The sequence below is a fragment of the Methylophilus sp. 14 genome (assembly GCF_015354345.1).
Lineage (GTDB): Bacteria > Pseudomonadota > Gammaproteobacteria > Burkholderiales > Methylophilaceae > Methylophilus.
Genome location: NZ_JADKYS010000003.1, coordinates 29,691 through 46,558 on the forward strand (window position 1 = coordinate 29,691; position 16,868 = coordinate 46,558).

A 16,868-nucleotide genomic window follows, 5' to 3' on the forward strand; every position below is an offset into this window, starting at 1 on the left:
AATTCGCTTCTGAATTCACCTTCAATGCCACGAGCGTGTAGGAGTTGTTGTTTTTAAAACCCTCATTGAGGGCTTTATTATTCTCTAAAATGTTATAACTCACAGAAAATCACGGGTTTATCGAGGGGGCTGATTTAACCTAGTTTCGACTTTGTGTTTAACCACAAGTCTTAGACAGAGAAAGGATACGAAATTGGGTCATGGTATTGGTATCCAATAACTTCGAAATCATCTACTGTTACCCATGTTTCCAGGTCTTCTAAAGTTTTTATATTTGGATTTATTTTTAGTGTTGGGGAGTCAAATGGTTCACGTTTTAATTGTACATTTTGCATTAGATCTAATTGATCTTCATATATGTGTGCATTAACGATTTTATGATAGGCCTTACCGGGCTTGTGGCCAGTGATTTGAGCCATAATTGCTAAGAAAAAATATACCTGAACCATGTTGAAATTCAGTCCTAATGGAACATCGCAGCTTCTTTGAGTGCTATTGAGGTACAGTGTGTCTCCAAGTAACGAGAAGTGATGACTATACATACATGGGCGCAAACAACCCATATGAAAAGCTCCTGGATGATAAAAAGTATAGATTTCACCGCGATCATCTAAACCAGCTCTTAAGTCGTTGTATATCTTTCTAAGGAGGTCTATGCTACCGCCGTCTGGTTTAGGGAAATTCCGTCCTATTTTTCCGTAAATAAATCCACAATCATCCTCTCCTTTTCTGAAAGGTGAGGAAAGCCAAGCACTATTCTCATTAGCGTTTGCATCCCATGTTTTCGTACCGATGGCTCTAAACTGCGCAGCATTGTCATAGCCGCGAATATAGCCGAGCATTTCAGCAATTGCGGATTTGTAATAGCTTTTTCGAGTGGTTATTAAAGGAAACTTTCCTTCATCAACGTCATAAGTTAAGTCCGCATTAATTAATGTAAGGCATCTTTTGCCTGTACGTTCATTTTGCACCCAAACCCCATTGTCAATAATATTTTTTGCCAAGTCTAAATATTGCTTCATTTGAAAACCTTAAGGGGAAGTTGCTGATTTAAATTAAGAGGCCTATCGCCAGGTTGATCATTATACCAACTCTGGAATTCTCAACATTTACGGCAGAAATTATAGAATCATTATTTCAAATTTGAATAGGAATTATAAGAGTCTATGTTTTGTACAATTTTTATATATTTTGTACAATGATAGTCTGATGAGTTGGTATTGATATGTGTATGTAATGAACACATTCATGGTGGTTAGAATTTTCTCGGCGTGCCATTCAATATCGCGTCTTATGCTTTATTGACCATGATGGTGGCACAGGTATGTGATTTGCAACTGGGTGACTTTGTGCACACGCTGGGCGACGCGCATATTTACAGCAACCATATGGAGCAGGTCAAAGAGCAATTGTCGCGTACGCCACGTGCATTGCCGCATATGCGCATTAACCCAGATGTGAAAGACCTGTTCGCGTTCAAATTTGAAGACTTCACCTTGGAAAATTACGACCCGCATCCAGCCATCAAGGCGCCAGTCGCCGTGTAGTCCAGCAGTTTGACGGTTGATTAAATGGCTGACTGTAGCCATTTTGTTAATAAGGTGTAATATTTTCAAAAGCTTACGGCGTTTTTGTTATCCTTTTCGCGTTATGAATTCACGAAGCATGCGTCCCTAGCGGGTGTTTCGTGTTTTTTTGTTCATGACTTTAAACAAGGAGATCATTATGCAAATGAAAGCGTCATTACTGGCAGCCGCATTATGCGGTGTGTTATCTGGTCAAGCATTCGCCGACCACGAAACCATCAAACCAAAGGCTTACGACAGCCTGGGCAAGTGCGTCAAAGCAGCATTATCAAAGCACGACGGCAAAATCGTTAAGCTGGAAGCCAAGTCTGAGCGCAAGCAATTGGTATACGAGTTTGACGTGCAGTCTAACGACGGTAAAGCCTGGGATATCGAGTGCAGCGCCAAAACTGGCAAAATCACTGAAGTAGAAGAAGAAGTGACCGCCGATGATGAAAGATTCAAGGCCTTAGCTAAAGTGTCTGAAGAAGACGCCAAAGCCACCGCATTGGCTGCACATCCAGGCAAAGTGGTTGAAGTTGAGTATGAGTTAGAGCCGGATGGCAAAGCGTCATACGAGTTTGACATTCTGGAAGCTGACAACGAAGAAGTGAAAATCGAAGTTGACGCAACGACCGGTAAAATCGTAGAAACCAGCTACGAAGTGTATCAAATCGGCCAAGAGTAATTATTGGCTCGCTCATTTAAGTAGCGACCAAGCAAAAGGCACCGCATTGCGGTGCCTTTTTTGCATGAGATCAATCTGCAAGTGAGGGAGTGTCTACCCCGATACCGGCGGATATGCAGTCTGCTGGTATCGGTCCTAGTGATAGCTCACCCCCTGTTAGTTAGTAGCATTTAGCATGCCATCTCCAGGATTTGTTTTAAATAACTGATTTAATTATCAATTTTTTATGTAAATGGGAATTTTTCCCGTATTTTCGGTGGCTGCTTGCAGCCATATTGGTTGTGATTGGGTGGCCTGAGCCGTATGTCTTTTTTAAGCCGGTAGTGCGGTTAGCGTCATAAGGCTGCAAGGTCGTTATTGAAGGCGCGTTGTATGGTGGTCAGCAGTTTTTTATATTCACCGCGTTTGATGAGCTCGCTTTGTGCCAGCATGTTTAATAAGGCAGGCTGTTGCTGTTGCAGATTGAGTTCGTCGGTGAAATCTGCTGAAAAGCCCAGGTTGCTGGCGACATAGCAAAGATTGAACATGTCGCAGTATTCGCCATACAGGCTGCCAAGCAGCATGCTCCTGGCATATCTGGTCGGTAGCAGCAGGCTTTCTTGCACAAAGGGAAGTTGTGTACGCTGGTCATCTATGAGTAGTAGATTGTAATCAGACAGTTTTTGTGCCACCAGCGCTTGCCCGGCCTCCATATCGTCTGCCTGAAACAGGGTAGAGGTGTCGCACCACACGGCAGAAACCGGATAGTTAATGCAATATTTTTCCACCTGCTCAATAAACACGTTTGCTTCGCCAGCGGCAATCGCCGGTAGCCTTAGCACGGCGACATCGTGCCTTTGCAGGCTTTTTTCTAGGGTGCGGCTCATGGTGTGCCCCAGTAGCAGGTGTCCATTACCCAGGTGCAGGCTGTGTATCAACGCGTTCTGCAGGGTGGTGCTTGCACCGCAGGCGATATGATCAGGGGAGACCAGGTAACGTCTCTCGTGGGCCAGTAAGTTGGCCAGCATATGTTTCAGGTTAAACAAACCGGTAGCATCGTAGTCGTGCGGGCGTAGTTTGTGCATATGCAGTGCGGCGCGGCGGATATGGTGTACGCTGCTTTTCTGGATCAACTGGTCCACGCTCACGGTCGTATGGTCTCTCTCCGGGCGCTGGGCCAGGGAGTGGGTTTGTTGCGTGGCTGTGCTGGCTGCACGAGGGGCGTCAGAAACAAAAGTGCCGCGTTTGGGTTGGGTGTAAATCAGGCCCTGTGCCGATAACTCTTCATACACGCGGGAAACTGTTTTACGGTTAATCCCCAGGCGTTGTGCAATGTCGCGCGAGCTTGGCAGGGCGCTACCACCTAGCCAGGAGCCACCTTGTATCATCTCGCGGAAATGTTGAATCAGTTGCTGGTGTATGGTGTTTGGAGAGTCTTTATCCAATACCAGTGAGTAATGCCAGGGTCTCAGCACAGTCTGTGTCTACCTTTAAAATCAAGTAAAATGACGTCGCCATAACGCTTGGCGCGATCATTACCTGAAGGGCACACTAGGACATGGCCTTCGAAACCAAAATGATACAAAAAAAAAGCAATTGAATAAAGTTTTCGGAAAAATTCCCCATCTGGCCCATGAATAAAACCCAAAACTGGCTGGCTGCCACCTCGGGCTATTTATATTACAGTTACAGTCGCTTAATAAAGTGACAGCTATCCTTAACAGGATAATCGACCGCTCTGGAAATCCTAGTGCCAGTGGCAATTTAAGCACAGCGCAATTTTTTGAATTGCAATTTGTGATTTATCCTTATTCAGGATGTTTCTTCCGGAGATATAACTATGATGAAAATCAAAACTGCTTTTGGTATTGCTGCCAGCGTAGCGCTTGCCATGCCAGTACTGGCGTCAGCCGCCGCTGATCAAGAAACAGCGATGAAAGACCCAAACAACTGGGTGCATCCACGTGGTCAACACAATAACCAGGGTTACAGCAGCCTGGCACAGATCAACAAAGGCAATATCAAAAACCTGAAAATGGCTTGGACATTCGCAACCGGTGTAAACCGTGGTCACGAAGGTTCTCCAGTGGTCGTCGGCAACATGATGTATCTGGTGTCTGCTTTCCCAAACAACGTTTACGCGCTGGATCTGAACGACAACCAGAAAATCGTTTGGTCTTACTTCCCTAAACAAGACCCAAGCGTTCAAGCGGTGCTGTGCTGTGACAACGTGACACGCGGCCTGGGCTTTGGCGATGGCAAAATCTTCCTGCAACAAAACGACGGTATGCTGGTGGCATTGGATGCCAAAGACGGCAAAAAACTGTGGGATGTTAAAAACACTGATCCAAAAGTCGGTGCAACCAACACTAACGCGCCACACGTGATCAAAGACAAAGTATTGACCGGTTGCTCAGGTGCTGAGTTCGGCGTACGTTGCTTTATCCAGGCTTACAACATCAAAGATGGTTCTACTGCATGGAAAGCCTACTCAACAGGCCCAGACAGCGAAACATTGCATGACGCAAACACCAACAAAGACAACCCACTGTACAACGCACTGTCTGTTTATCAAGACGTGAACGGTGGTAACAAAGAAGGCGGTTCTTTCAAGCGTCTGTCTGCTGACCAGATCAAAGGTGGCGAAAAAGAATTGGGTACACGTACCTGGTTGAAACCACAAGCGATTAAAGACGGCTGGCAGCATGGTGGCGGTTCCGTATGGGGCTGGTGGCCATATGATGCACGTACAAACCTGGTTTACTACGGTGCGGGTAACCCATCCGTTTGGAACCCGGACGTACGTCCAGGCGACAACAAATGGTCTATGACAGTGACTGCACGTGATCTGGACACTGGCGTGGCTAAATGGGCGATGCAAATGACACCACACGATGAGTGGGACTACGACGGCGTGAACGAAGTGATCCTGTTCGACAAAGGTGGCAAAACATACGCATGGCACCATGACCGTAACGGTTTCGCATACACATGGAATGCTGTGACTGGTACGCTGATTGCTGCTGAAAAAGTACATCCATTTGTTAACTGGGCGGCTGATGTTGACCTGAAAACAGGTGTGCCAAGCAAAGATGGTCGTTATTCTACTCACCAGGACTACAACGCCAAGGGTATCTGCCCGGCTGCGTTGGGTACTAAAGACCAACAGCCTGCGGCTTACTCACCAAAAACTGGTTTGATGTATTCTCCACTGAACCACGTATGTATGACATACGAGCCAGTTGAGTCTAAATACGTTGCTGGTCAACCATGGGTTGGTGCGACATTGACTATGTTTGCTGGTCCTGACGGCGTAATGGGTGGCTTCGGCGCTTATGATCCAATGACCAACAAAAAAGTGTGGTACAACAAAGAGAAATTCTCTGCCTGGAGTGGTGCCTTGACGACCGCTTCTAACATCGTGTTCTACGGTACTTTGGATCGTTGGTTCAAAGCGGTTGATGCGCAAAGCGGTAAAGAACTGTGGAAGTTCCAAGTGGGTTCCGGTGCGATTGGTAACGCATTCACCTACGGTAACAAAGGCAAACAATACGTTGGTATCTTCTCAGGTATCGGTGGTTGGGCTGGTGTTGCGATGAACTTGGGTATGACAAGTGACACAGACGCACTGGGTGCTGCTGGTGGTTACAAAGAGTTGACCAAGTACAACGCTGCGCCTGGCGGCGGTGCACTGAACGTTTTCTCACTGTAATTTGAGTTTGTCTTAAGTTACACGTAGTAATACGTTAGTCACACAAAACACCCTGCTTAGGCAGGGTGTTTTTTTGTTTTTTAAACTTGAAAAATGTGCGTTTAACCGTAGATTTGTACGGTGTTTTCAGTGCGGATTTGCTGGAAAATCTGCAGGCGTTCTGGCGCAATCTGGCCGTTTTTAAAGGCGTCTAAGATAGCGCACTCTGGTTCATGTGTATGTGTGCAATTGTTGAATTTGCAATGGCCAATCAAGGGCCTGAACTCGACAAATGCATATTCCAGATCTGCTTCTTCGATGTGGTAAAGGCCAAACTCCTGCAAGCCGGGCGAGTCGATAATGGCGCTATCGCTGTCCAGGTGATACAAATGCGTCGCCGTGGTGGTGTGTTTACCGCTATCGAGGGTAGCACTGATTTCTTGCGTTTTACTGCGAGCTTCTGGTAACAGGCTGTTAATAATGGTGGATTTTCCCATGCCGGACTGGCCGACCAGCACGCTGGTGTGACCGCTCAACAAGGGTTTCAGGCTATCTACAGACGCTTTGGCATTGAGTTGCAGCGTCAGGTAACCCAGCGCGGCATATTGCTCCAGCTTTTGCATCGCTTGCGGGTTAGGTAAATCACATTTGTTGAGGATAATCACCGCGCGTATGCCTGCGGCTTCAGCCGCGACCAGGCAACGATTCAACAGGTCTTCATAGAAGCTTGGTTGTGTGGCCAGCACAATCAGGATTTGCGTGACGTTCGCCGCCAGGATTTTGCTTTTGAACGCATTGCTGCGGTAGAGCAGGGTGTTGCGGGCGGCGGTTTTCTCGATGACGCCTTCATTTTCTGAGGTGAGCGTGACCGTGACCTTGTCGCCTGCTGCGTTATCGACTTTCTTGCCGCGGGTGACGCAGCTGAGAATGCGGCCATCTGGTAATTCAACGTTATAACGCTTGCCATAGGCAGCGACGATAAGACCTTCTTGAGACATGCTAGAAATGATAGTAGGTGTGATTTAAATACTGTACCACTTGCTGCTCTTCATCATCAAACCATTTCAGGTTCAACATGGTGTTGCAATTGGTGACCTGGGCTTTGAGCCCATTAAGTGAACGTACTTTGCGGTAATCGCGGGTATAAATGCCGCTACCATCGCCGCCATAACTGCTGGCATGGCAGCTGATGCAATGCGTGTTGACCAGTTTTTGTCCTGCTTGCAGCGTGTTATCTGCCGCGCTTGCGCTGAGACTTGCAAGCGCCGGCAATAAGCTGATCAGCAGGAGGCGTTTCATGCGTAGGTTTGCAATTTGGCAATGCGCAGACTGGCAGGTGGGTGCGAGTCGTAAAACGCTGAATGTAGCGGATCAGGTGTCAGCGTAGAGGCGTTGTCGCGATAGAGCTTGACCAGCGCATCGATCAAAAACTGAGGCCTGGATTGCTGTGCTGCATAGTGGTCGGCCTCAAACTCGTTGGTGCGAGAGTAGGCCGCCAGCAATGGACGCAGAATAAACATGAATACCGGGGATACCAGCACAAACAACAACAAAGCCATATGATTGCTAGCTTCTGCTACGCCCAGACCGGTAAAAAACCACTCTTGTTTGATCAGGTAACCCAGCAGGGCCAGGCCCAGCAGGCTCAGGCCAAACATCATGACGATACGTTTGATCACATGCTGATGCTTGAAGTGGCCCAGTTCATGCGCCAGCACGGCTTCGATTTCGTCGGCGCTGAGTTTCTCCAGCAGGGTATCAAAAAACACCACGCGTTTATTTTTGCCAAAACCGGTAAAGTAGGCGTTGCCGTGGCCAGAACGTGTCGAGCCATCCATCACAAACAGGCCCTGGCTGGCAAAGCCGCATTTCTGTAACAGCGCTTCAATACGTGATTTCAGCGTCTGGTCTTGCATGGGCGTAAATTTGTTAAATAACGGTGCAATCCAGATTGGATAAACCGCTAGCATAAACAGGTTAAAGGCGCTCCAGATCAGCCACAGGTAGAGCCACCACCAGTCGCCAGCGCCTTGCATCAGCCACAGCGCAATGAACAGAATAGGGCCGCCAAGCAGCAGGCCAACAATCGTATGCTTGACCAGGTCACCAAAAAACATGCCGCGCGACATTTTGTTAAAGCCGAATTTTTCGTCGACATTAAAGGTCTGGATGTAATCAAACGGCAGGGTAGCTGCGCCAGAAATCAGCATGGCGGAGCAAATCACCAGTGCGCCGCGAATAATATCGTGTGCGGGTAACCATTGTTGCCAGGCCTGGTCCAGCACCTGCAAGACGCCACCCAGTGTCAACGCCAGCAAAACCACGGCTTCGATCACAGTTTCGCTCAAACGCAATTTGACCTTGGCCGTGGTGTAATCGGCGGCGCGCTGATGCGCTTCCAGGCTAATGGTCTGGCTAAATGCGGCAGGCACTTGCTGGCGGTGTTGCTGGATATGACGCACATGGCGCAAGCCCAGCCAGACACGGATAGCGAGGCTGACGATAATCACGGCGACAAAAATTTGAGTAAAGAGTGCGGACATAGCAAAGGATGGTTTGTAAGTGGTGACAGTTAGCTATTTTGATGGATTTAACTCCACCTTGTTCACTGAACTGAATATAATGTTTCATTTTAATGGAAATCATGACGAGAGGCACTCAATTGGCAAGTAATCAGGACAATTTAATCTGGCTGGATATGGAAATGAGTGGTTTGCTGCCTGACACAGACCGCATTCTGGAACTGGCTGCCGTCGTCACCGATGCGCAATTGAATGTGATTGCGGAGTCACCCGTATTGGTTGTACATCAGTCGGATGCTGTGCTGGATGGTATGGATGCCTGGAACAAAGGCACGCATGGCCGCAGCGGCTTGATCGATAAAGTCAAAGCTTCTACTTTGGACGAGGAAGCCGCGACCGATGCCATGCTGGCGTTTTTAAAAGAACATGTGCCAGCAGGCAAGTCACCGATGTGTGGTAACTCCATCTGTCAGGACCGCCGTTTTATGGCGCGTTATATGCCGCGCCTGGAAGCGTTTTTCCACTACCGTAACCTGGATGTGAGTGTGTTTAAAGAGTTATCCCGCCGTTGGCGTCCGGATATCTATGCTGGCTTTAAAAAGGCCAGCCGTCATGAAGCATTGGCCGATATCTATGAGTCGATTGATGAACTCAAGTATTACCGCGAACACTTTTTGAATATGACGCCGCCTGCCAAAGCGGAATAAGGTTTCAAGAGATTCAAGCGAAAAAAAAGACGCCTATTTGGCGTCTTGAGGGAGGAGAAGTTAGCTTTGGAGAAGCTTGATTAGTAATAAGCACCTTCTGTGCCAACTTTCCTTCACTTTTTCGTGAAACTCTGTAAGTAATTGTTTTTAAATATCTAACAAGTCCTGGTATAAATCCAAGTAGTGTTTTGCACTGGTTTCCCAGCTCACATCCTGTTGCATGGCCTGTTTTTGCAGCTGTTTCCACTGACCATTATTGGCATAAATCTGTATCGCTTGCTTTAATGTGACCAAAAGTGTCGATGGATTATTTTCCGCTAGTACCAATCCTGTCATGGTGTCTGGTAGTGTGCCGTCCGCGGCAAGCGCTCCCCCTTGCACCGAGTCTGCCAGCCCACCTGTATTGGCGACCACCGGGATAGTGCCATAACGCAGGCCATACATCTGGTTTAAACCACATGGTTCAAAGCGGGATGGCATGACAAAAATATCGGTCCCGGCCATGATGCGGTGGGACAAGGGTTCGTTATAGCCGATGGTGACGGCAACCTGACCTGGATATTGCTGCATCAGCGCTAGGTATTGCTGCTCGAGCACAGGTTCACCACTGCCTAAAACCGCCAACTGGCAACCGCTGGCAAGCAGTTCGTGTGCAATTTCGACCAGTATATCCAGGCCTTTCTGGTGCGTTAACCGGCTGACCACCCCGAGTAATGGTGCATTGGGCAATGGCTGCAATCCCAATTCTGCCTGCAGTGCCTGTTTCACGGTGCTTTTGGCTTGCAGTGTGCTGGCATCATAGTTGGCAGGCAGGTAAGGGTCAGTTGCCGGATCCCAGACCTGAGTATCTATGCCGTTCAGTATGCCAGTGAGATCGTCTACGCGATGCTGCAATAATCCCTGAAAGCCAAAACCAAATTGTTCGGTTTGAATTTCTTTGGCATAGGTCGGGCTGACAGTGGAGAGCGCTGTGGCGTAATACAAGCCTGCTTTCATAAATGACAGGTGACCATAAAACTCGTAACCGGCAGGTTGAAAGTCCTGATCGTCCAGGGTGAGACGATGACGCCAGTCCGCATGAAAGTTGCCCTGAAATGCCAGGTTGTGAATACTGAACACAGACTTTGCCAGGCTGCCCATTTGTTGCATATAGTAAGGCGTCAGGCCGGTTTGCCAATCGTTGCAATGCACAATATCGGGTTGCCACGATTGCAGCATGTTAGGGACTGCCAGCATGGCGGCGACTTTGGATAGCAGGCCAAAACGCAGCGGGTTATCCTGCCAGTCGCCATATTGCGGATGATGGTAAGGACCACCATAACGGTCATACAGGGCCGGATAATCAATCAGAAGCAGCGGGATACGGGTGCCGGGCAGGGTGGTCTGATAGATGTCACAACGTACGTCATGAAAGGCTTGCAGGCTGCCTAGCCGCTGGGGGGCATCACATTGCGCCAGAATGCCGCGGTACGCAGGTAGCAGAATCTGGACATCTACGCCTGCTGTCGCCAGGGCGGCGGGTAACGCACCACTGACATCTGCCAAGCCTCCTGTTTTGATTAATGGGAAAATTTCTGAGGTAGCAAATAGTAAACGCAAGGCAATCTCTTTAAATCAACAGGCGGTGGGAGCTGAATGGTTTAAAACTTATGATACATTGCCTGCTAACGTTTTAGAAGGACAATAAAATGAAATCTTGGTTGATGGTCGGATTAGGGTCGGCATTGGGCGCGTGGGCGCGTTGGGGGCTGTCTGCCTGGCTCAATTCGATAGGCATGATTCCATTAGGCACCCTGATGGCCAATGCGATTGGTGGTTTTTTAATGGGGATTGCGTTGGCTTTATTTCAAACTATGCCACAACTGTCCCATGAGTGGCGCCTGTTTATTGCCATGGGTTTTTTAGGCGGGTTGACTACGTTTTCCACTTTTTCGGCACAAGCGTTTGTGTTGCTGCAAAAGCAAGCCTATATGTGGGTAGGGCTGCATATTTTCACCCATGTGGTGGTTTCAATACTGCTGACCATCATCGGTTATTGGTGCGTGATTCGCTGGCAAGGGGCATAAGCCACTAAAGGATATAAACAGAAGGGATGTAAAAAAAGAGGGCCGTGAGGCCCTCTTTTTTATGGCAGTGATCTGCGAAGCACTGATTATTTCTGGGTTTCAACCATGACCAGGCTTGGCTCTTCTGCCGCTTTTTCGTCTTTCTTCCACTTGGCAGCGTTACGCGGTTTTTTCGCTTTGGCTACCGTTTCTGCTGGCGCAGCGACAGGCTCAGACTTGGTTTCTACCAATTGAATACCTGCATCTGCGGCGCCTTCAGTCGTGGCGTTTGCTTTGGTGGTGGTTTTGCGTTTGCGCGCCGGTTTTTTCTGCGGCGCTTCTGATGCTGCCTCAGTATTCGCAACGGTTGCTGCCGCTGTTTCCACTAACTCAATCGCTGGCGCATCGGCGCTGTCTGCCACGCGTTTTCCACGTGCTTTGCTGGTTTTACCACCACGTGAACGGCTACGCGGTGACTTCTCCGCAACTGCATCTTCAGCCGTAGCCTGGCCAGTCGTCTCTACTACCTCGGTGTTTGCCGCGGCAGCTTCCGCTTTCACTGCTGGTTTTTTCACTTCAGGTGTTTTTGCTACAGGCTCAGTCGCTGCTGCTTCTGCTTTGGCAACAGGGGCTGCTGGCGCAACGGCTGGTGCCGTTTCAGCGACAACCACTGGCGCTGCTGCAACTGTTTCGGTCGCTACGGCGTTGATTGTTGCTTCAGCATTGGCCTGGTTGGGCGCATCATCACGCTGACGGCGATCACGGCGGCCATGACGGTTGCGACGATTGCCGCGTTCACCACGCTCCTGTTTGTTGTCACCGCTTTGTGAGGTCAATGCCGGTTGATTGGCATCTGCTTTCACCTCTTGTGATTGCTGCTGTTGACGGTCCTGTCTTTCTTTCTGCGCTGGTCTGTCTTGTTGCTGACGGTCCTGTTGTTGACGGTCTTGTTGTTGACGCTCTTGGCGAGGCTTGTGCGCGTTTTCCTGTTGATCTTTCTGTTCTTTAGGCTGGCGTTCACCTGTTGGACGCTCATTGCGGTCCTGTTGGCGTTCGCGCTGACGATCACGTTGGCGGTTACGATTCTTGTTACGGTCACGGCCTTGCTCTTTGGTTTCGCGGGCTGGTTTTGCAACTTCCTGCACGGCCTCTTTTTCTTCCAGGCCCAACCAGGATTTAATCACGCCAAAGAATGATTTTTTCTGCTCAGCCACGGGTGCCGCAACAGGTTTTTCTTCCACAATCGGCGCAGCAGTCGCTGGCGTAATGCCTTTCACCACGGCTTCAGCCTTGGCTGGCGCAGCGGCTTGTTGCTGGCTGTGCTGGTAATCAGACTCGCTAGGCAGGTCTACCATTTTGTAGCTGGCCTGCATGGTGTCTTCATTCACATCATCGAGGCGAATGCGCAAGATGTTGTAATTAGGCGTTTCCAGATGAATGTTTGGAATCAGCACGACTTCAACGCCAGTACGCTGCTCGATTTTGTGGATGTCTGCGCGTTTTTCATTCAGCAGGAACGTCGCAGCTTCTACTGGCAACTGCACTTGAATAATCGCGCTGTTTTCTTTCATGGCTTCTTCTTGCGTGATACGCAGAATATGCAATGCTGTCGATTCAATGCCGCGGATATGACCCGTGCCGTTACAACGTGGGCAGGTCATGTGGTTGGTTTCACCCAGGCTTGGGCGCAAACGCTGGCGAGACATTTCAAGCAAGCCAAAACGTGAGATCTTACCCATTTGAACGCGGGCGCGGTCGTGGTGCAGGGCGTCACGCAATGCATTTTCCACTTCACGCTGGTTGCGCTGGTTTTCCATGTCAATAAAGTCGATCACCACCAGGCCGCCCAGATCGCGCAGGCGCATCTGGCGTGCCACTTCTTCAGCGGCTTCGAGGTTAGTGTTGAACGCAGTTTGTTCAATGTCCGCGCCTTTGATCGAGCGGCCGGAGTTGACGTCGATAGAGACCAGCGCTTCGGTATGGTCAATCACAATCGCGCCGCCGGATGGCAGGCGGACTTCACGCGCAAATGCAGATTCGATCTGATGCTCGATCTGGAAGCGTGAGAACAGCGGGATTTCGTCCTGATACAGTTTGACGCGGGTCACATTGCCCGGCATCACGTGGTTCATAAACTGCAATGCTTGCTCGTGGACGTCAGCGGTATCGATCAGGATTTCACCAATGTCAGCGCTAAAGTAATCGCGAATGGCACGAATCACCAGGCTGCTTTCCTGGTAGATCAGGTAGGCGCCAGGCTGGAAGTTAGAAGCATCTTCAATCGCCTGCCATAGTTGGGACAAGTAGTTTAAATCCCATTGCAGCTCTTCTGCGTTACGGCCAATACCGGCTGTACGCGCAATAATACTCATGCCGTTAGGCACTTCCAGTTGTGCCATGGTGTCACGCAATTCGTTGCGCTCTTCACCTTCCACACGGCGTGAAACACCACCTCCGCGTGGGTTGTTCGGCATCAGCACCAGGTAACGGCCAGCCAGTGAGATAAAGGTAGTCAGGGCGGCGCCTTTGCTGCCGCGCTCGTCTTTGTCTACCTGAACAATGACTTCCTGGCCTTCTTTGATCACATCCTGAATACGGGCGCGGCCTTCAGGTTTGTCCTGGAAATAGCTGCGAGCGATTTCCTTAAAAGGCAAAAAGCCGTGTCTGTCAGTACCGTAGTCGACAAACGCGGCTTCCAGCGAAGGTTCAATGCGTGTAATGACGCCTTTGTAGATATTACTTTTGCGCTGTTCTTTACCAGCGTGTTCAATATCCAGGTCGATGAGTTTTTGTCCATCAACAATCGCAACGCGCAATTCTTCTGATTGCGTTGCGTTAAACAACATTCTTTTCATGTAAGGCTCCTAATCGAAGCCACAGAATAGACATGAGCGCAGGGCGGGCCGTGGTTGTGAGTTAACCACCAGAACTTAACGAGGGGGGTATGTGCAATGGCTTTTGCGATGCTAACGGCTGAATGTCAGCGCAGCATGGCAGGCATCAATATGCACACGTTTGAGTGTCAAAGCGCAGTGTGTGACTGCCCGCTGGATACTCGATTTCTGCAAGGGTGCAGTGAGTGCGTGGCAGGTAAGTGGTCACCTGTATTTTCCATCGCGGTTGACTGCAAAAATAAAACCCTAAACAGAGGGTAATTTCGTTAAAATTCGGGTTTGGCAAACGCCGAGCTCATTTCTTTGTTTATTCTGCGTGAGCTTCGCGTTAAATCATTTCTAATTAATTATCGCTACTTGATGGCGAGCGGTATTCACCAAAATTTTTTTGATTCTGAATGCACTGACTAGCCAGGCAAACCGGGCTTTTAAAATCTGGGCCCTGAAAAATCTGGGATTGGATGTCAGCGATGACGATAGCCTGTGTACATGTGACCGCTATCGACTGAAAGAGCGATGATTCAGAATCTCGACAGTATATCTATAAGTCCTGATAAAGCAAAGCACGACCTGCAACTATGAGCTCACAATTTCAATCCTCGTCATTACCCCCTGCGGCAACGGCCTCCAGCCTTGCGCCTGAAGGGCGGCCAGCCAGTGATCGTGTCACTTATTTGCAGGTGGATGAGGCCTCAGAAACGCAGCGTGTCGATAACTTTTTAGCCAAGATGCTCAAAGGCGTCCCCAAGAGCCATATCTACCGTATTTTGCGTAGTGGCGAAGTGCGCGTGAATAAAAAACGCGTCGACGCTGAATACCGTTTGCAACTGGGAGATGAGGTTAGGGTGCCGCCTATCCGCATTGCAGAAGCTGCTGCCAAGCCCGCAGTAACGACGATGAAAGCCAGGCTGGCTGACCAGGTGATTTATGAAGATGATGCCATGCTGGCGCTGAATAAGCCTGCTGGCATGGCCGTGCATGGCGGCAGCGGCATCAGTTTGGGTGTGATTGAGCAACTACGTTTGGAACGGCCACAAGCCAAGTTCCTGGAGTTGGTGCACAGGCTGGACCGTGAAACCTCGGGCGTATTAATGATTGCGAAAAAACGCTCGGCGTTGACGGCACTGCATGAGGCCATGCGTCATCATCATATGGACAAACGCTACCTGATACTGGTGCAAGGGCAATGGCAGGAAGCAAAAAAGAAAGTCACGCTGGATTTGCAAAAATACGTGACGGAAAGCGGCGAGCGCCGCGTGCAGGTGGTCGATGAGCCTTTGCTCAATGCTGAACCCGGTGGCAGGAAATCACTCAAAGCCAGTGGCCTGGTCGCCAAGCGGCATGCCGCCAAAGGCAAGTTTGAAGTAGAAACGCAAGTGTCTGAAACCTGGTTTTACCTGCAGGAAGTCTTGGGGCAATGCAGCTTTTTGCAAGCCAAGTTAATTACGGGCCGCACGCACCAACTGCGTGTGCAATTATCGCATTTGGGTTTCCCTATATTAGGTGATGACAAATATGGTGACTTCGCCTTGAACAAGTTGCTCAGCAAACAAGGCTTAAAGCGGATGTTTTTGCATTCCAGCGAAACACGGATTGCACACCCTTTGACTGGCGAACCTTTGCATTTGGTGGCGCCTTTGCCTGCGGAATTAGAGCACTTTCTGCAACAACAGCGTCAACTTAAGCCGATAAAGTAATTTTTTAAGCACTCTATTTAGGAAAGCGTCAGTGAAACAGTTTGATTTGGTCGTATGGGACTGGGACGGCACCATTGCCGACTCTACCGGCATGATTACGCAGGCATTGATTAAAGCGGCTGAAGAGGCCGGGTTGCCTGAACTGAGTGAAGCACGTGCCCGCAGCATTATTGGCCTTGGTTTGCGAGAGTCAATTGAGGTGTTGTATGGCGACATCCCCGAGTTTCAGGCGCAGGCGCTGGCAAGCAACTACCAGCGTCTTTATTATGCCAATGAAAACAAAATGTTATTGTTTGCAGGCATCGCGGAAACCATTGCAACGCTAGACCGCAAAGGCTGCAAACAGGCGGTAGCCACGGGTAAAGGGCGGCGTGGATTAAATGCGGCGTTGCAGCTATCTGGATTATCCAAGTTTTTTAATGCCAGCAAAACCGTGGATGAATGCTTTTCCAAGCCACATCCGCAAATGCTGGATGAACTCATGGACGAACTGGTGGTGATGCCCGAGCGTACGCTGATGATAGGCGACTCGCAATATGACATGCAAATGGGTAAAAATGCCGGGGTCATCACAGCGGCGGTCAGTTATGGCTCGCAAACAGCCAGCCATTTACAGCAGTATTCGCCGGATTACCTGTTTCACGATGTGGCAACATTAAGCGCCTGGTTGCTGGAACAAATATGAGTGATCACGTATTAACATTTAATAGCACTGAGTTGCAGGAAAAAGGCGATGGCCTGCGGTTTGCCATGCCAGTGCTGGGGCCGCATGCGACTGGTTTTTTGGTGCGATTTGAGGGTAAGGCCTATGCCTATGTGAATCGCTGCGCGCATGTGCCGGTGGAACTGGACTGGGAACATGGCAAGTTTTTTAATATGACGCAAGAGTGGATTATCTGTGCCACGCATGGCGCCATGTATGCGCCGCAAACCGGTCACTGCGTGGTGGGACCTTGTCAGGGCAAGCGTTTATCCGCGATTCCGGTGACAGAGGAGGCGGGTGTGATTACCGTACACCTGGACCAGTTCTAGGCGGTTGTACACGGATTAAAAATAGAATCCTGGCAAGCCGCTAAAAGT

14 protein-coding genes and 1 pseudogene are annotated in these 16,868 nt (G+C 49.4%); 8 read left to right on the forward strand and 7 right to left on the reverse strand.

Translation table 11 applies throughout. The features are described from left to right. Window positions 1-170 precede the first annotated feature (170 nt). Window positions 171-1,022 carry a thymidylate synthase gene (locus INP78_RS08455; protein ID WP_194741784.1) on the reverse strand — a complete coding sequence of 284 codons (852 nt, stop codon included), beginning with the start codon at window positions 1,020-1,022 and terminating at the stop codon, window positions 171-173. Between the two features lie 240 nt (window positions 1,023-1,262). Here INP78_RS08455 and thyA point away from each other — a divergent pair. Further along, window positions 1,263-1,547 (forward strand): annotated as a pseudogene (thyA, locus tag INP78_RS08460) (thymidylate synthase); the annotation flags it as partial. Window positions 1,548-1,725: 178 nt separating this feature from the next. After that, complete coding sequence (locus INP78_RS08465) at window positions 1,726-2,253, forward strand: PepSY domain-containing protein (RefSeq protein ID WP_194741785.1); 528 nt, start codon at window positions 1,726-1,728, stop codon at window positions 2,251-2,253. A gap of 335 nt (window positions 2,254-2,588) precedes the next feature. On the opposite strand, the gene INP78_RS08470 is transcribed toward INP78_RS08465, so the two are convergent. Further along, a complete protein-coding gene (locus INP78_RS08470; RefSeq protein ID WP_368667980.1) occupies window positions 2,589-3,707 on the reverse strand; it encodes a GntR family transcriptional regulator in 1,119 nt (372 codons plus the stop codon). Between the two features lie 365 nt (window positions 3,708-4,072). Here INP78_RS08470 and INP78_RS08475 point away from each other — a divergent pair, with 365 nt between their 5' ends. Then, complete coding sequence (locus tag INP78_RS08475; protein WP_194741786.1) at window positions 4,073-5,944, forward strand: PQQ-binding-like beta-propeller repeat protein; 1,872 nt, start codon at window positions 4,073-4,075, stop codon at window positions 5,942-5,944. A 101-nt stretch (window positions 5,945-6,045) separates the two neighbouring features. Here the strand turns inward: INP78_RS08475 and rsgA are convergent, their stop codons facing one another. Genes rsgA through INP78_RS08490 form a run of 3 tightly spaced genes read right to left on the reverse strand, consistent with a single transcriptional unit; the run spans window position 6,046 to window position 8,466 of the window. Further along, window positions 6,046-6,921 (reverse strand): ribosome small subunit-dependent GTPase A, encoded by an 876-nt coding sequence (gene rsgA, locus INP78_RS08480; RefSeq protein WP_194741787.1) that lies wholly within the window; start codon window positions 6,919-6,921, stop codon window positions 6,046-6,048. A 1-nt stretch (window position 6,922) separates the two neighbouring features. Next, window positions 6,923-7,222 carry a cytochrome c gene (locus INP78_RS08485; RefSeq protein WP_194741788.1) on the reverse strand — a complete coding sequence of 100 codons (300 nt, stop codon included), beginning with the start codon at window positions 7,220-7,222 and terminating at the stop codon, window positions 6,923-6,925. Beyond that, window positions 7,219-8,466, reverse strand: a complete 1,248-nt coding sequence (locus INP78_RS08490; RefSeq protein ID WP_194741789.1) for a M48 family metallopeptidase — start codon at window positions 8,464-8,466, stop codon at window positions 7,219-7,221. The genes INP78_RS08485 and INP78_RS08490 overlap by 4 nt, the downstream gene beginning before the upstream one ends. A 101-nt stretch (window positions 8,467-8,567) precedes the next feature. Between INP78_RS08490 and orn the strand changes: the two genes are divergently transcribed. After that, window positions 8,568-9,152 carry an oligoribonuclease gene (orn, locus tag INP78_RS08495; protein WP_019882075.1) on the forward strand — a complete coding sequence of 195 codons (585 nt, stop codon included), beginning with the start codon at window positions 8,568-8,570 and terminating at the stop codon, window positions 9,150-9,152. A gap of 147 nt (window positions 9,153-9,299) precedes the next feature. Here orn and glgA read toward each other — a convergent pair whose 3' ends face one another. Continuing rightward, on the reverse strand, window positions 9,300-10,751 hold the full coding sequence (glgA, locus tag INP78_RS08500) for a glycogen synthase GlgA (protein ID WP_194741790.1): 1,452 nt from the start codon (window positions 10,749-10,751) through the stop codon (window positions 9,300-9,302). Window positions 10,752-10,840: 89 nt separating this feature from the next. Between glgA and crcB the strand changes: the two genes are divergently transcribed. After that, complete coding sequence (crcB, locus tag INP78_RS08505) at window positions 10,841-11,218, forward strand: fluoride efflux transporter CrcB (RefSeq protein WP_194741791.1); 378 nt, start codon at window positions 10,841-10,843, stop codon at window positions 11,216-11,218. A gap of 86 nt (window positions 11,219-11,304) precedes the next feature. On the opposite strand, the gene INP78_RS08510 is transcribed toward crcB, so the two are convergent. Beyond that, complete coding sequence (locus INP78_RS08510) at window positions 11,305-14,052, reverse strand: Rne/Rng family ribonuclease (RefSeq protein ID WP_194741792.1); 2,748 nt, start codon at window positions 14,050-14,052, stop codon at window positions 11,305-11,307. Between the two features lie 617 nt (window positions 14,053-14,669). Between INP78_RS08510 and INP78_RS08515 the strand changes: the two genes are divergently transcribed. From INP78_RS08515 to INP78_RS08525, 3 genes are read left to right on the forward strand one after another with little or no spacing between them, the layout of a single operon-like run. Further along, window positions 14,670-15,788 carry a pseudouridine synthase gene (locus INP78_RS08515; RefSeq protein WP_194741793.1) on the forward strand — a complete coding sequence of 373 codons (1,119 nt, stop codon included), beginning with the start codon at window positions 14,670-14,672 and terminating at the stop codon, window positions 15,786-15,788. 31 nt (window positions 15,789-15,819) lie between these two features. Further along, the gene (locus INP78_RS08520; RefSeq protein WP_194741794.1) at window positions 15,820-16,473 is read left to right on the forward strand and encodes an HAD-IA family hydrolase; all 654 of its coding nucleotides are present in this window, start codon (window positions 15,820-15,822) and stop codon (window positions 16,471-16,473) included. Beyond that, window positions 16,470-16,820: a Rieske 2Fe-2S domain-containing protein gene (locus tag INP78_RS08525; RefSeq protein WP_194741795.1), complete on the forward strand. Its 351-nt coding sequence runs from the start codon at window positions 16,470-16,472 to the stop codon at window positions 16,818-16,820. Before INP78_RS08520 ends, INP78_RS08525 begins: the two co-directional genes overlap by 4 nt. Window positions 16,821-16,868: the final 48 nt, after the last annotated feature.

What these genes read in the sequence shown, in the direction of transcription:
- INP78_RS08455 (WP_194741784.1), bottom strand. Translation starts at nt 1,022, where the DNA reads ATGAAGCAATATTTAGACTTGGCAAAAAATATTATTGACAATGGGGTT.
- INP78_RS08465 (WP_194741785.1), top strand. Translation starts at nt 1,726, where the DNA reads ATGCAAATGAAAGCGTCATTACTGGCAGCCGCATTATGCGGTGTGTTA.
- INP78_RS08475 (WP_194741786.1), top strand. Translation starts at nt 4,073, where the DNA reads ATGATGAAAATCAAAACTGCTTTTGGTATTGCTGCCAGCGTAGCGCTT.
- rsgA (WP_194741787.1), bottom strand. Translation starts at nt 6,921, where the DNA reads ATGTCTCAAGAAGGTCTTATCGTCGCTGCCTATGGCAAGCGTTATAAC.
- INP78_RS08485 (WP_194741788.1), bottom strand. Translation starts at nt 7,222, where the DNA reads ATGAAACGCCTCCTGCTGATCAGCTTATTGCCGGCGCTTGCAAGTCTC.
- INP78_RS08490 (WP_194741789.1), bottom strand. Translation starts at nt 8,466, where the DNA reads ATGTCCGCACTCTTTACTCAAATTTTTGTCGCCGTGATTATCGTCAGC.
- orn (WP_019882075.1), top strand. Translation starts at nt 8,568, where the DNA reads ATGACGAGAGGCACTCAATTGGCAAGTAATCAGGACAATTTAATCTGG.
- crcB (WP_194741791.1), top strand. Translation starts at nt 10,841, where the DNA reads ATGAAATCTTGGTTGATGGTCGGATTAGGGTCGGCATTGGGCGCGTGG.
- INP78_RS08510 (WP_194741792.1), bottom strand. Translation starts at nt 14,052, where the DNA reads ATGAAAAGAATGTTGTTTAACGCAACGCAATCAGAAGAATTGCGCGTT.
- INP78_RS08515 (WP_194741793.1), top strand. Translation starts at nt 14,670, where the DNA reads ATGAGCTCACAATTTCAATCCTCGTCATTACCCCCTGCGGCAACGGCC.
- INP78_RS08525 (WP_194741795.1), top strand. Translation starts at nt 16,470, where the DNA reads ATGAGTGATCACGTATTAACATTTAATAGCACTGAGTTGCAGGAAAAA.